Origin of the sequence: Antarctobacter heliothermus, assembly GCF_900188425.1 — a bacterium.
Classification (GTDB): domain Bacteria; phylum Pseudomonadota; class Alphaproteobacteria; order Rhodobacterales; family Rhodobacteraceae; genus Antarctobacter; species Antarctobacter heliothermus.
Map to the genome: position 1 here is coordinate 1 of NZ_FZON01000016.1, position 15320 is coordinate 15320.

Genomic DNA, 15320 nt, shown 5'->3' on the forward strand with positions numbered 1-15320 from the left:
TCAAACAGTGAAGCTGACACTTCATCATCGGACCGAAATCCTAGAAGCGTTGATATACAGAAGCTTGATCCATCGATCAGGACCAGAGCCGTCCGCATATCTCTTCAGATATTAGCAATGTCAAATAACGCAGAGACAAATACCGAACAGGTGCGCCCTAACTTCTTGGCGCGCCCGCCCGTCAATGCCTCAATTTTCTTCGCCTTACTTCCCTTCATGACCACCTCGCAGCGACCCGTCCGTTCCGTCCGACTTCCCGTCCTGCGCCTCAGCGCCGCCGGTGAAGGGGGTTCTACGGATACTACATCAGACCCGCAAGCAGTTTTTTCACTTCTCTACACCTTTTTTCGGTGAAAGGCTAAAACCACGTCGTTTCTTCAAGCATCGTCGGGCGAGGAGGCCTTCTCGAGGCCACCAAAACCAGTGATGCGCGTGAATATCTACGTCGCGCAACAAGGACGGACATGTAGTTCGATTCGGTCCGTGCGTTCCTTGGACTACGTTGCCCCCCTCGGTGGCCCCTCCGCCCTCGCGTCGGTTGGGACTGAAGTGGTCAGCCTATAGGCACTGGACGACAAGTCTTTGGGCTGGTTCACACAATGCAGCGGTCGGCGCATCCCCTGTTGATCCGCCAAGCACCAGAGTCCCGGCGTATCGGTCGACCTACGTTGGCAAAGCCTCAAAAGGCTGTTTTTCAAGCTGCATTGATCCATCCTCACCCTGAAAGAGGTTAATCCAAGCGCGCCAGTTCACATCGTCCACCTCCGGGTAGTCCAGCCGGTAGTGACTGCATCGACTTTCGGTGCGCATGAGCGATGCACGCAGTTTCATCTCGGCGCTGAGGATCATGTTGCGTGTTTCATGAGCCAACCGCAGCTCGTGCATGTTGGCGGCACGCAGCATCGGCGCATGGTGATCGCGCAGTTCTTCGATATAGGCGAGTGCCGCGTTCATCATGGACGCTTTCTTGATGTAGAGAACGAAATTGGGGATCATGATGCCTTGTAACGTCTGGGTGACCCAAGCCGGGCCATAGCCCGCCTCACGCCGTAGGGGGGCGAGGATTTCTTCCACGATTTCGGAGATTCGCGCATCGGGGATGACGGGAGTATCGGCCTGCGCTGCATATTCCGCAGCCGCCTCGCCCGCGATGGCCCCCTGAACGGCAGACCCCGCCAGCGAAGAGCCAATCTGAGTATATATGCCGCCCGACATATGGCTGCCAAGCGCATCACCCGCCGCATAAAGCCCGACGATGTTGGAGGCGCAGCGGTCGTCGAACGGCACCAAACCTTCGGATTTGTGGATCGCCATGCCTGCCGACGCACCGCCGACATTGGCGCTGGGTGCAAAACCCGGCGGCGGGCCACCGGGTGCACCACCTTCGCCATCGCCAGTGGGCGGGACGCGCCCCTGGAACTCTTCCGGCACATAGGGCCCGCCTTTAACCTCTGCCATCTCGGCATCCGGCGCGCTTCCTGGCCCGCCCGCAACCGGGTTGCCAAGATGGTAGGCGCGGTAATTCAGGTCTACGCCCAGATCGTGATGCACATCCACCCCGTTGGTAGAGGGCACCCGCTCGAACATGTCGCCCCAGCCGTCAAACGTCGCGGCCGGATGATTGGCACGCGTCATATGGCCGTCGTTCCATTCCTTGCCCGTGACCTTGGCGCCGATCCGGTAGGCCATGACCGTGCCGTCATGGGTCAGATCGCCCAAGGGAAAGCCGTTCGGCTTAAACCCCCCTGCCCCGGTGCACAGGATCACCGACTTGGCGCGGATGGTCACGGTCTCTTCGGCGTCAAGCCGGAAACCCGCGACACCGAAAATCCGCCCACCCTCGGCGATCAGATGCGTGACGACGACCCTTTCCAGCAGCGGGATGTCGCGTTCCTCGATGGGTTGCATGAAGGGCCGGTTGGCCAGCGTCTGATCGAAAAAGCCCCACTCGCGCAGCTCTGCCGCGCGGTCCAGCGAATGCTCGGCCAGTTGCCGGGTATAGACCGGGTTGTTGGTGCCAAGCGCCGACCGTGAGACGGTGTCGACGAAATCGTCGATTGTGCCGGTCTCCGTTGCGGGGTCGAAGACAAAGAACCCTTTGCCGAAGGGCGTCAGACCCGAGGCTCCCAAACGCCCCTTGGAGACGATCATTGTGGCCGCCCCGGCGTCATGCGCCTTTACCGCGGCGAACAGCCCCGCCATGCCGCCGCCCACGACTAAGACGTCCGTGGCATGGTCGGTGTTGGTGATGGCGTCCACGTCGATTTCAACGGTGTTGCGCGCCCAGGCTTGCATTCCAAGCGTGGCCAGCCCGGCGGTGGCCCCCGAAAGGGCCAGAAACGCACGGCGGGACGGGGCGGCAGTACCTACTGGGGTCGTCATGTCGGTCTCCTGACAGGGTCGATTTGCGCGCGGATCATGGGTTCGGTCACGCTGGCAAGGCCACGCGTAGCGCGTCCTCGATCACGCCATGTTCCGCCGGGACGACAACCAAATCGGGACGCTGCCCCGGATGCCCGAGCACGTTCATCAACGCGCCTACGTCGATCTTGGCCACTGTCCCCAGCGTCGCTGGCGTTTTTTGCCATCACCGGATCGACCGGCAGGCGCAGGGTGATCACGACGCTTTCATCAGGCGTCGCCATCAGGCAGGCATGGTCGACCTGCGGTTGCCCGCCAGTGCCCGGATCGCTGATCGCGATGTTTCCATCCGCGTCATAAAAGCGGTAGCCTTGCTCGGCGAGTATCTCGAAATAGGCCCGATCGAGGCGGTAAAGCCCCGCGTTTTCGCCATCCCAATCCCGCAGCCCCCCGGTCTCGTCGAGGGTCGCGGGACAAAAAGGTCCGATCTCCAGCCCCCTTGTCGGGTAGCTGAGAGTAAATTCACAGCATTGCGCCTCGGCCCCGGCCTCAAGCGTGCACTCGACGATCTGCGGCGCTTCAAGAAAGGCAGATTGGACGAAGTCTTCTGGATCGGGATGCGCAAGCGCAGGTCCGGCAACAAGGCGATAGTCAAGGGCTGCACAGGACAGCCCCTTGGCGAACTGGGTCATGGGACGTCCTTTGATGAGTGCCCGAGCGGTCGCGGCGTGCATCATGTTGCCGCTCCGCTCTTTTCAGATGTGGGCAGCGGCGGCTTCGGGCGCGCACGCCAGTAAAGCCTCGCAAGTATGCCAAACCCGATCAGCGCCAATCCAAGAAACAGTACCGACATCGCGATGTCGGTATGGCGCCCCAGGTCGATGGAATGCCAAAGCGCCAGCAGGGTAAAACCAACGGCAAGACCCCCGTGGACATAGCGCCAGCCACGATAATGGGTCGAAAGGCGCTTGATCACGGGCTTGCGGAACCACGCCGTGATCGCCAGCACCAAAAGCAAAACCCATGCGACAAGACCTGCGAGGATGCCGGTATTGTCGAAACTGGTGATCATGGTGACAAAGGCATCCCAAGGTCGCACGCCACCCTCAAACGCGCGGGGAAGCACGATCAGTAAAGGATGAGCCAAGATCACCGCCACCGCCGAATAGGCGATGTATTTGTGAACCTTCTGAATCTGCGGTGGCCTGAAGATGCTCAACAGCCATGTGTTGCTGCGGGCCATGAAAAACTGGCCAATCATTGCGGCAAACGACAGAAGCGTGGCAACCGAGATCGCCTCTTTCAGAACCGACCGGTAGGGTGCGTCGCCGATCCAATACAGCACCAGCGGCAGCCCGACAAAAACAGCGGACGCGGCGACTAGAATTGTCGTTTGTGTGGATGTGAGCTTCATGGTTATCCCCAGGGCACGATGACGGGAATGGATTTTTCGGGCGACATTTCGATCGCATCCACCGGGCTATACATCCGGCACAGATGGCAGATCTGGCAATCGGCCGCATAGGTAATGACCGCCTTGCCGTCCTCCATGCGGATCACGTCACAGGGGCAGGACTTGACGCACTCCCCACACCCGATGCAGCCGTTGATGCTTTTGATGGTCATGTGTTGTGTCCAATCATGGTTTGGCGTCAGGCCCACGGCGGAGCGGCAAGGATGAAATGGGTGAGAGTCGCGTCGAGGGCGTAAAACCCCCAATGCAACCCGTAGGCCCAGCGATACCCGGCACGCACACGCAGGTAGAGATACGGAAGCAGCGCGCCGAACAGGATCGCAGAGATCGTGAAGCGGGTGACATAGGTCGCCGTGAAGCCGTCGAATGCCAGAAGCAGGTGGAAACCGCCGAAGGCCAAGGCCATGCCCACTGCGATGCCGCGCAAGCCGTATCCCGCCCGCGCCGCCGTCAGGATCAGTGCCGCAGCCAACACCTGCTGAAACAGGATGTCCGCCGATTTCGGCAGGTAGTACCAGGCGGACGCGAACATGAACTCAGGCGGTTCACTCGGTGCGCGGAATTCCGAAACGTTCGGAAGCAGCGGCAGGCCATAGACCACGAACACGGCAAAGACCGTGAGGATCGGGATCATCACCAGCCCTTCGCGCGCAACGGTGCGGGCGTCCAGCGTTTCGGTGATCAGGGACCGAAACAGCCAAAGGGCCAACGCCGCCCAGCCAAGGTAGTAAGCCGTAAACAGCACCGGCGCGCCATCATAGCCGCTGTCCAGCCCAAGCGACGCAACCAACCTATAATACCCCTGACTGGAGACCAGCCAGAGCAGCGCCACGATTCCGACCGCCCGCGCCACCTGTGCGGAACCCCGAGTGTCCGCAAGGGTGGTCTTGGGTATTTCGTTTTCGGCAAGTGACCTCATGGTTCGATCCTACCCGGCTGCGACAGCCAGGCTTCCTTCGCATCAGCTTTTGGGGACAGGTCTGGCGGGCACACATGCCATGGCGGCATCCCGGCCCTGCGGCGGTTGTTGGCAAGTGCCCGCAAGCGGGGCGCTGCCAGGAAGGACAACTTCACAAGCATCGTTTGTCGCCTGGCTCCCCCTGTGGCGGAAGGTTAGACTGTGCCAGTTCGATGGGCGCAGGGCCGCTCGTCTCTTGCGCGGAAACGGGCAAGGGCATGGCGATCACTGCGGCGAGTACAAATGGCGACAGGCGAATTAGGTCCAAGGTCATCTACTCGATCTCCGGGTCGGACTATTGTTTACTTCGGACGTTATGGGCGGGGCGGGCGAACGCTCGCATCGCTGACCGTTTGCCTTTCTACGAACGCGCAGCCGGTTTCCGTCGCAAGACAGCCAACAAAAGGGACGAACCTGCGATGGCGGTCAGGCAGACTTTCGGCATTGTACCCGTTTTGGGCAGGACCAGAGCGGCCCTGACTGGTTAGCAATGGCCGCGCACTCGGCGCTGTGTCCATCGGGATCAGGTAGGTGATCGTCACACACCCGGGCATGTATTCGGGCGCGCATTGGCCGCAGTTATCGTGATGGGCCGGATCGACATCAGGGCGCACTGCGACCATCGCAGCGCTCACATGCAGGAATGGAAGGACTATTTTGCCAGTTTCCAACAGCATGTCAGGTCTCCTGAGTGGACCCATCTGACGGTTTGAGGCTTGTAGTTGCCTCTCGTGTAATGCACTAATAGTTAATATGCAAACTATTGACCACAACTTCCATGGCCTCCTTCACAGCGCGGACCTCATTGAGGCGGATCTGCGCCGAAAGCTGTCGCCTCTTGGGCTATTGCCCCGTCAGGCTCGCGTCATAGAGGCGATCGGTCGAATGGGGCCCGTTTCCCAATCCGACATCGCCTCGGCCTTTGGCGTTACCCCCGCCAGCATGAGCACGATGACGGACCGATTGCTGTCTGCCGGATATATCACGCGCGCCGTTGATCCCGGCTCCCGTCGTCGACACATTCTGGAACTCACGGACACGGGGCGCACCCTGCTCAACGGCATCGGGGATGCGTGGACGGCGGTCGACGACGGGATCCGGGCCTCCCTTGGTGCGGATGCTGAGACCCTCTTTGAACTGGCGCGCCGCTTGCGTGACGGATTGGGCGGCAAAATTCCGGGAGACAAGAACGCCGACGCCGGAATTGAGCTCCCCCCGAAACTCAAACACTGACATAAGCTACGATTTGCAGTCAGCTGGCCATCGCTTGCATCGTCGACCCACTGTCCAGGATGATCGCACCGCCGCGGACCCGGCGCAGTAGTTGTCGGCGCTCAAGCGTTGCGAGGTCAGCGAATGTGACCATCGCACGGGACTGAAGCAGTTCGACGATGCAGTCGTGGCGTTCGGAAGAGGTAAGGCTTCGCTTTGGTTCGGTTGATTATGCCGTCATTGGATCGCCCTCACAGTTGCGGGCCGAACAGTCCGATAACAATCGAGAAGGCTAACCGCGCCATCTCCGCGTTTTCAACCAGAGAAGATCAGACATGTCACCAGTGTGATTTCAGGCGGAAAACACCTCAGACGCCTGAAATCATTGGATCCTGAACCTCGGGGCACTTCACTTGTCTGGCGGGTGCTTTCGGGAAGGAGTTTGATGTTGGCTGATCTTTTCCCCGGGCGTTCAGAATTGCGCTATCGGCATTTTCCGAAATCACGCGGGCGCCGACTTGCGCGCACGCGCGTGAAATGATCTTGGGTGGACAATGCGACGACCTCGAAGCCTCCGACTAAACATTCTCATTCCGGCGGGGGTCGCCATGGCCACCGTCGCCGCCTCTGTGTTCTTTCTGTCGGTTCAAAGAGGCATTCAGACCGAACGGCTGGTTTCGGAAACACGGGTTGTCGGATCAAACTTTGCCGCGCGTCTGGAAACCCATGTGGCAACCCGGCTGAGAGCGGGGAAATTGCTTGGCCTTGACTTCCTGAGGAGCGATGAGCTTGAACTTGGTTCCTTTCGCGCAAAAACCAAGCTGTTGCATGAGTTGTTTGGCGACTTTCAGGCGCTGAACTGGGTCGATGCGCAGGGCGTGATCCGAATTGTCACCCCTGAAGAAGGCAACATCCAGGCGCTGGACCTAAACCTAAACGATTTGCCAATTCCCTCTGCGGCACTGGCCCGCGCAGCGGAAACCGGCGAGATGCAGGTGACACCGCAAATCACATTGGCGCAGGGTGGTCTGGGCTTTGTTGTCTATGTGCCCGTCGCCGAAAACACTCAGCGCAAGGGGTTCCTCAATATCGTGTTCCGGACCGCGCCGTTGATGAGAACCGCGCTGGGTGATGACACTGGGCTGTCCTACGCCTTTCGGGTTCTGGACGGCGATGATGTGTTCTTTTCATCCGAAAAGGACGCAGACTTTGGCGACATTATGCATGAGAGCCGAATAGCCGTCGGCAATCGGGAATGGCGCTTGCTGACCGCGCCCACCCCGGCGCGGCTCCGCGATGCCAGCAATCTGATTGACGAAGCCATCCTTGGGTTTGGAGTTCTTCTGGCGGCACTAACCGGATTGCTGAGCCGACTGGTCATTGATCGTCAGCATTCGCTGGAACAAAGCCGCACTCGTTTTCTGGACTTTGCCTCCGCCAGTTCCGACTGGTTCTGGGAAAGAGATGACACCTTGCGTCTCACCTGGTTCTCAAGGGGCATCGAGGATTTTTTCGGCGTCTCGCGTGAACAGCTCATTGGACGCTCAAGGGGGGCTTTCCGCGATCCAGAGGCGGGCGACGATGACGCCTGGACCACACATCTTTCCGATCTGGAGGCCCGCCGCCCGTTTCGGGATTTTCTGTACGCCGTTCGGGTCGATGGCCAAAGAAAGTGGTTGCGCGTGTCCGGAGCGCCCCGTTTTGATTCCAATGGTGTGTTTCTGGGCTATCGTGGCACAGCTTCCGACACCACTGAACTTGTCCGCTCCAGGTCTGAAGTCGAACAGGCCAACGCCCGTCTGGCAGAGGCCGTCGAAGGGTTGGTCGAGACATTCAGCCTATGGGACGACGAGGACAGGCTTGTCTTTGGCAACCGCGCCTTCCGCGACCTTAACAAGACCATACCGGAGTACACTGTCCCCGGCACACCTTTCGAAACGTATCTCCGCGCCGGGGTCGACGAAGGTCAAATGACCGATCTGGAAGGCCGTGAGGACGATTTCATGGCGCGCAGTCTTGCCCAGCGCTATGATCCGGACGCCCAACCATTCGAGATCGAACGGTCCGACGGTATCATCCTGCGACTTCACGAACAAAAACTGGAGCAAGGCGGCATCGTCACCGTCGGGCTGGACGTGACAAGAGAACGCCGGAACGAAGAAGCCCTGCGCAAGAGCCAGGAACGACTAGCTCTTGCCGTTCAGCAATTGTCGATCTGGGATTGGGATCTCCGGACTGACAAATTGTACATGTCGCCGGGATTTGCCACACATCTGGGATATTCAGCCCACGAATTTGAAGACATCAAGTCCGCCTCAATCACCAGCATCATCCACCCCGACGACGTCGATCGCTATCAGGCCAAACTGAAGGCTCATATCGAAGACCCCCGGTCGATTTTCTCAAACGAACACCAGTTTCGAACCAAATCCGGGGCATATAAGTGGTTTCTGGCCATCGGTCAGACCATCGTCGACGACACTGGCCAGGCCATTCGATCAACCGGCGTGCTGACGGACATTACAAAACGGGTCGAATTGGAAGGCCAGCTTCGTCAGGCGCAGAAAATGGAAGCCATCGGCAATCTGACCGGCGGCGTGGCGCATGATTTCAACAACTTGCTGGCGGTCATCCTTGGCAATCTGGAACTGATCAAAGAGGCTGACAACGTCAACAGCATTGTCCCCTTCGTCAATGCCGGGATTGAAGCAACAAATCGCGGGGCTGATCTGGTCAAGAGCATGCTTGGTTTTGCACGCCGGTCGCGTTTGCAACCGATGGTCGTCGATCTGAATACGCTGCTGCAAGAGACGAAAACCTGGTTTGGCAGAGCGCTTCCTGAAAACGTCGATGTCGAATTCGCTTTGGCCACGGACTTGTGGACAACCAAGACAGACCCGGCCCTGGCACAAAACGCGGTTCTGAATTTGGTCTTGAACGCCCGTGACGCCATGCCATCGGGGGGAAAACTGACGGTTGAAACGACCAATGTCACTTTGGGCAAGGACGATCTCGACGTCGAAAGCGAAAGCATCGCACCGGGACGCTATGCGGTTCTTGCGGTCACCGACACCGGCGAAGGCATTCCTCAAGACAATTTGGATGCTATTTTTCAACCGTTTTTCACAACCAAACCTCCTGGCTCCGGGTCCGGCCTGAGTCTGTCCATGGTTCAGGGATTCATGAAACAGTCGGGCGGCATGGTGCGCGTCAGCTCAGATCCCCAAGTCGCAACCACGTTCCGGCTGTTTTTCCCGGCAGTGTTCGCGCAGGACAGCACGCGCGTTGCAGAGACGGACAAGATCCTGCGCAGATCGGCCCCGACGACGCGGATTTTTCTTGTCGAAGATGAGGATGCGGTCCGGGGTGTCCTTGCGGAAACCTTGTGCAGAGCAGGCTACACGGTCCAGACGGCCAGGTCGGGAGATGCTGCTTATGCGGACTGGCAAACGGATCACGATTTTGACCTGCTGATCACCGACATCGTCATGCCCGGGCACCTTCAGGGGACCGATCTTGCCCGAAAACTACGAGAGAGACATCCCCGCCTGCCCGTCGTCTTTCTGTCCGGCTATGCGAAAGAGGCGACGGTTCCCGACAATGCTCTCAGATCGAATGACGTTCGACTGATGAAGCCGGTAAGCAAGGTGGATCTGTTCGCCGCTGTCGAAACAGCGTTGGCCGAAAAAGCCAGGGCGCGCCCGCCCCGGGCGGATGATCTGACGTAAGCGTCGCACCAATCCCGCTGCGCTGACCGGCACACCTCGACAGCGCATCTGTAGACGTTCTGGATGTCAGATGACGGTGCAGGGAACAGTCATTGACCGAAATGACCCGGGATCACTGTTTTGACAAGTTGCTGAGACGGCGGGCAAGTTGATCGCGGGTGAATGGCTTGGAGATCAGCTCAACCTCCGGGTCAAGCTGACCGTTGTGCACGATCGCGTTCTCAGTGTAGCCAGACATGAAGAGCACCTTGATCCGCGGCGCAATCTTGCTTGCCAATTCCGCCAGCCGCGCACCATTCAGATTTCCCGGCAGAACGACATCGGTCAACAAGATGTCATAGTCCGCAGTTCGCAATAGCTCTGCAGCCGCGTCGCCGGTCAATGCTGTATCGGCCGTATACCCAAGCGCCTTGAGCGTGCGTTCCGCATACAGCAGAATGGCTGGATCGTCTTCAACAAGAAGCACATGCCCCACACCTCTGGGTTGGCTCAGCGACCACGCGTCCTCTGCGCTTGATGCGTGCTTGGGGTCGGAAATGTGCCGCGGGAAATACATCTTGACCGTCGTCCCGTGGCCAAGTTCCGAGTAAATCTTGACGTGTCCGCCGGACTGTTTGACGAAGCCGAACACCATACTCAGGCCAAGTCCGCTGCCCTTGCCCACCCCTTTTGTCGTGAAAAAGGGCGTAAACGCCTCGCGGATCACGTCCGGAGTCATGCCAGTCCCGGCATCCGAAACCGCGACAAGAACGTATTGACCGGGCTTTACTTCGGAATGCTGTGCCGCATAGTCGGCATCCAGTCTTGTGTTCGCCGTCTCGACCGTCAACTTGCCGCCGTCCGGCATTGCATCCCGCGCGTTGATGACAAGGTTGAGGACTGCGTTTTCGAATTGGCCCAGATCCAATCGCGTGTCCCACAGCCCGCCCGCGCCGACAAGTTCGAGTTCCAGATGCTCGCCGATGGACCGCCGCAACAGCGGGTCCAGATTGCGCAGTACAGTGTCCAGGGAAACACTCTCTGGGCGCAATGGTTGCTTTCGGGCAAACGACAGCAACCGCGACGTCAGCGTGGCCCCCCGCAGCGCCGCATCCCGAACGGCATTTGCCAACTCAACCTCCGTAGACTCGGTGCCGAATTGGCCAACATGATCCAGTATGAGTTCCGCATTGCCGAGAACCGCAGCAAGAATATTGTTGAAATCATGCGCGATTCCGCCGGTCAGTTCTCCGATGGCCTGAAGCTTTTGGGAATGCCGGAGATCTGCCTCGACGTTTGCGCGGTTCATCAGGTTGGCAAGTGCTTCGGACAGGATTTCAGCTTCTAGTTTTGCTACGGCTGCTGGCCCGACATGCGGCGGGGACAGCAGGATTAAACACCCTTTTGGCGACCCGCCAAGATATAGAGGCAGAGCGATGATGTCGTCGAGTTCCCAGCCCTCGATAGTCGCAGTTTGAACCGCCGCCCGCAGGTCTTCCAACCGGCTGTCGGGATGGTTGTCCCACAGGTCTTCGAACCTGGAGTTCAGCACTATCGGCGCCTCCGTGTCGATCGCTGCCGACATATCGCCGGTCGAGGCCATGATCCGCAGGTGTCCCGCGTCAATCCCGATGACAAGCGCGCTGTTGCTGTCGCACGCAGCCACGACAGCGTCGAGCGCATGGTTCAGATATTGCGGATCGCTGACATCAAGTTCGGACATCTGGCGCACGGCAATCAGGGTGCGCTCCAGCTCGGCCGCGTTTCTGGAAAGCTGATCCTCGACAGCTTTCCGATGCTCGACTTCAAGGTCAAGCGCATGAATCTTTTCGGCCAGCAGGCGAAACCGCCGCGACAACTCTGTATCGCCGGACAGTTTCACGATCACCCGGGCGCCCCCGTCCCCGGACGAAACGCGATGCGCCTTGGCGATAATCGCCGCATTGTCCGATCTGCGCTGGACCCGCGCGATCAGCGGGCTTGAAACCGCCTGTGCATTTGCAAGGAACTCTCGCAGTCGGCCATTGTCCGGGTCAAACACCTGAAAGATCGAGAACCGGCCTTCCGGGTCTTGCCGAGAATCGATGTCAAGCATGTCCAAGGCACGCGGACTGGCAAAGCTGACAATCTCGGACTTTGGGTCGACGACAAGCAGCGCCTCATCGGTCAAGGACACAAAGGCCCCAAGGGAAAGTTTTAAATTTTCCGGCATCAGCGCCGCTCAACTCGCTGTTTCAAAGAACTCGGTTTCTTCGCGGTCCGAAATATTGTCAGCTTTCCGGAGTGCAATAACCACCCGGCACTGATTGTCACCCCGCGCGATTGCCTCGTCGACCCTGACGCGTGCGTATCCCAGGTTTTCCGCCGCGATATGCCCGAACACATTGACCGTCATGCGACAGAGCGAGTACCGGCCAATCACCTTGTCGCCAAAAGGACAGGCCGAATTGACCAACGTGATGTGGTCTGCGTCGATGGAGTCTATGGAAAATCCGCCGTCGATCCTTTCCTTCAGGTGGACCAGCGCGGTAGCGACCTGCTGCGGATCAAGCCGGTCAGTGCCAAAGGACGTGCGGTAATCCTGATTCAGGGCGCGACCGATCAAGAGACCCACATGGTTGACGTAGGCCGCAGCCTCACGTTCACCCACCGTCTCTTCGAGAATGCCGGACAGTTCCCGGATGACCGTCCTCATGAATTCGTCCTTGCCGAACCCGGGTGGTGCTGCAGATGCGTCGAATGCGGATGACATGGCTGGCTCCATCAGGCGTCTCAGAGTTCGGCAATCTATGGTGGTGCGACGACACAAATATATTTTTGAACCATATGAAATAATGACTGTTCGAAAAATGAACGTCTCATGCGACCATCGAGTCAGGGCAGATGATCGGCAGCAAGCCTTGCCCACTCCCAGTGTGGACGACGCCCCAACGCGGCAACTGAAATCGACGCCACATCCATAAGTGCCCGTTGCCAGGCCCGTGTCTGTTTCTCTCCGGGGATCAGCTTGCGCGTCGCGCAAAGGCTTTGGGAACCGCTGTCACCTCCGCAACAAAGCCGACAGCTGATTGCACGCCTTGATTGCATTTTCGTGTTGCCCGGACTGAACGAATGCCGCGACCCTGTCAAAGGCCGCGCCGGTGCTGATCGGGTCAAGGCAATGGTCGGCGTCACTCTCCCGGGTCGCGGTCAGCGAGTAAGACGCTTCACGTTCCGTGGCAAAGGACTTGGTGTGGCGACCACTGATGCGACCGAAATCATAAAACAGGCCGCCGTTGTCGATCGCCCAGCGCATCGCCAACAACGTCAAAAACGCCCGGAGATCCCCTGATCCGGTCTCTGGCGCCGTCACGCAGGCAAGTTGCAGCAGGCTGCCGTCCTGCGGATCAAAGACATGCCCGAGCCCGGCAAGCAACTTTCCGTTTTGCGACAGGACAGGCAACAACAGACACCGCTCAGCCGCCGCGATCCGCAGCGCGGGACGCGCCGCTTTCAGCCGATCCCTCGCGCGCTGGTCACCTGCCGCCTTGGCAAGAGCGTCAAGGCCATCACAGGCGGCCTCCAGCCCCTCGGCCGTGACAAAGCGCAACGTCATGTCGGATTCAGCGCCAATCCGGGTCCACATCTGCTCCCAATCCTGCGCCACAGAAGGCGAGATTTGGGACGACAACAGTCCGGCGAAACTGTCTGGCAGCGGCATGACATGCGAGGCCATGCGCCTGCCCCGTTTGGCAGACGCCGGGTCGCTGATCGTCACCTTGCAGCCCTGCGCCTGAAGCCCTTCGGCCAAGACGTCGATACGCGACTTTTGCGGCAGGTTCGAGAGGGACAGTTTGCACCACGGTATCGTCTTCAGGGCCCGCACCATCCGGTCAATGACCTGCTGTTCGATTTGCGGTTCGCACAGCAACCCGGCATTGGGGGCATGCGACAGGCGCGTGCCGCATTCAATCTCTGTCTGAAAGAGCGTGCGCGATTTGCTCCAGTGCAGCCGGAACTTGAGCGGCAGCGCCCCGGTCAGCACCTGCGAGTCCGAGGTCGTTGTGACCAGAACAGACCAGCGCGCCGGATTTTCACGAAAACTGCGGTGCAGCCATCCCCAGGACAAGAAGACATTGGCGTCCAGATCACGCCGACACAGCGCGTCCCAAGGCGCTTTCAACGCCTCGAATTCCTCAAGCGTGTCGATCAGCGCCACTTTCATGTCGGCACGAAGCGAACCATTTGTCGGAGACTGCAACATCTGGACTACGCAGCCCGAGAAATCATCTGGTCAAAGACCCGCGCGGCATCCTCGAAATCGCGCCCGATCGGGGTGGTCAGCGCCTGGCGCGCGCCAAAATAGGCACCGACGCGGCACAGGTGGCCGGCAAATTCGGGATGCACCCCGGCATCATCGTATTTGCGCACACGCGTCTTGGACAACCAGCCCCGTTTGCGTGCCTCTTTGGAGATCAGCTTTAGCCGCTGCACGCAGTGCAGCGTGACATAAACGCCAAGGTAGTCGAGATAGGCCTCGATCTGGTGGCTCAAGTTCGGATCAAAGGCGTCTATGACAAGATCCTCCATGATTTCTGGCGGCAGCGGCCAGGCCTCATCGCCGATCAACCACGCATGATCTTCGGCACCATGGCGGACGCCGGCGTATTCGAAATCAAACCATTTCAGGACGTCATCCTTGTCCAGCGCGGCATTGCCCGACCGGCAATCCCATTTCACGAATTGTGTTGCCGGTGTCTGGACCGCTTCGGCCAATGCGACCCGGTCCACACCTGCCGAGCGCCCCGCGGACAGCGGGGCCAGCGCATCAATTGCATTGGTGAAATTGCTGATCCAGTCGACGTTGACACCAAGATGCGGCATCTGCGTGTTCAGTCCGGCCTTCATGGCCGCGCGCTGAATCCGAAAGATCTTGGAAACCGCCTCACCTGCCAGATCGCGACGGCGGGACTGACCGACCTTGGCAATCTCGACGTTCAACCGACGGGTGCCGATGTCGGATTGGAAAACGATCTCACCGTCGATACCAAGACACTCCGGCGCGTCCTGGGTGAAGGGGCGCAGTTTCTTGAGTACAAAGGCCTCCAGGTGCGCGCGGCGAAAATTGGGTCGCAAGGTCGCGATTACCGTCCGGTGTGCCAGATGCAGGCGACAACTGGATCGGCTCTCACCGCCGGGCATGGTCACGTCCAGAACGGCTTCTCCGAAACGGGCTTCAGCGGCCCGCACAATGCGTTCGCGTCGGGTCTGTCGGCTACTGCTTCCCAATGGAGCCTCCGTGTATCAGTTGTAATTTGAGCGCGTGACTCAGATCAGATGCCTGAGGCGAAATTATGGAACCTCCGCCGAATTCCAAAACTGGGGTGTTTCGATTGTGTCGTGACCCCGGCCCATCCTGCGATGGGCCGGGTCGTGTTGTGATCGCTTAGTACATGTCGCCGTAGGTGCCGCCACTTGCGTACTTGGCAGAGGTGCCCCCCGATGCGTCCGTATCGATATCCTGAGTCATGAGCTCCATGACGTCATCCGCATGAGGCTCGTAGTCCGGCAACCCGGCATCGCTGTGATGATACTCTTTGGTGTCACCCGAACCGGAACCCTTGGTGCC

Annotated in this window: 12 protein-coding genes; 2 read left to right on the plus strand and 10 right to left on the minus strand. The window is 59.2% G+C overall.

Features of this window, described 5'->3' with window-relative positions; genetic code table 11:
- Window positions 1-663: 663 nt before the first annotated feature.
- From CHB90_RS10250 to CHB90_RS10270, 5 genes are read right to left on the minus strand one after another with little or no spacing between them, the layout of a single operon-like run.
- Entirely contained in the window at window positions 664-2382 is a 1719-nt protein-coding gene (locus CHB90_RS10250; protein WP_089277779.1) for an FAD-dependent oxidoreductase, read from the minus strand.
- On the minus strand, window positions 2379-3095 hold the full coding sequence (locus CHB90_RS10255; protein WP_141135845.1) for a hypothetical protein: 717 nt from the start codon (window positions 3093-3095) through the stop codon (window positions 2379-2381). The genes CHB90_RS10250 and CHB90_RS10255 overlap by 4 nt, the downstream gene beginning before the upstream one ends.
- Window positions 3095-3775 (minus strand): ferric reductase-like transmembrane domain-containing protein, encoded by a 681-nt coding sequence (locus CHB90_RS10260; protein ID WP_089277781.1) that lies wholly within the window; start codon window positions 3773-3775, stop codon window positions 3095-3097. Before CHB90_RS10260 ends, CHB90_RS10255 begins: the two co-directional genes overlap by 1 nt.
- A 2-nt stretch (window positions 3776-3777) precedes the next feature.
- A complete protein-coding gene (locus tag CHB90_RS10265) occupies window positions 3778-3987 on the minus strand; it encodes a 4Fe-4S dicluster domain-containing protein (protein ID WP_089277782.1) in 210 nt (69 codons plus the stop codon).
- 26 nt (window positions 3988-4013) lie between these two features.
- Window positions 4014-4754: a hypothetical protein gene (locus tag CHB90_RS10270; protein ID WP_089277783.1), complete on the minus strand. Its 741-nt coding sequence runs from the start codon at window positions 4752-4754 to the stop codon at window positions 4014-4016.
- Between the two features lie 792 nt (window positions 4755-5546).
- On the opposite strand from CHB90_RS10270, the gene CHB90_RS10280 reads away from it, so the two are divergent.
- The gene (locus tag CHB90_RS10280) at window positions 5547-6026 is read left to right on the plus strand and encodes a MarR family winged helix-turn-helix transcriptional regulator (RefSeq protein ID WP_089277785.1); all 480 of its coding nucleotides are present in this window, start codon (window positions 5547-5549) and stop codon (window positions 6024-6026) included.
- Between the two features lie 587 nt (window positions 6027-6613).
- Entirely contained in the window at window positions 6614-9733 is a 3120-nt protein-coding gene (locus CHB90_RS10285; protein ID WP_170941031.1) for a PAS domain S-box protein, read from the plus strand.
- Between the two features lie 112 nt (window positions 9734-9845).
- Here CHB90_RS10285 and CHB90_RS10290 read toward each other — a convergent pair whose 3' ends face one another.
- The 5 genes from CHB90_RS10290 to CHB90_RS26550 form a co-directional block, all read right to left on the minus strand.
- Complete coding sequence (locus tag CHB90_RS10290; RefSeq protein WP_089277787.1) at window positions 9846-11924, minus strand: ATP-binding protein; 2079 nt, start codon at window positions 11922-11924, stop codon at window positions 9846-9848.
- A gap of 9 nt (window positions 11925-11933) precedes the next feature.
- Window positions 11934-12407, minus strand: coding sequence for a methanogen output domain 1-containing protein (locus tag CHB90_RS10295; protein WP_212591588.1), 474 nt, complete (start codon window positions 12405-12407; stop codon window positions 11934-11936).
- A gap of 345 nt (window positions 12408-12752) precedes the next feature.
- Window positions 12753-13955 carry a GNAT family N-acetyltransferase gene (locus tag CHB90_RS10300; protein ID WP_141135846.1) on the minus strand — a complete coding sequence of 401 codons (1203 nt, stop codon included), beginning with the start codon at window positions 13953-13955 and terminating at the stop codon, window positions 12753-12755.
- 5 nt (window positions 13956-13960) lie between these two features.
- Window positions 13961-14980, minus strand: a complete 1020-nt coding sequence (locus CHB90_RS10305) for a hypothetical protein (protein WP_089277790.1) — start codon at window positions 14978-14980, stop codon at window positions 13961-13963.
- A 157-nt stretch (window positions 14981-15137) separates the two neighbouring features.
- Window positions 15138-15320, minus strand: a 183-nt coding sequence (locus CHB90_RS26550) for a hypothetical protein (RefSeq protein WP_170941032.1), incomplete at its 5' end; no start/stop codon positions are given.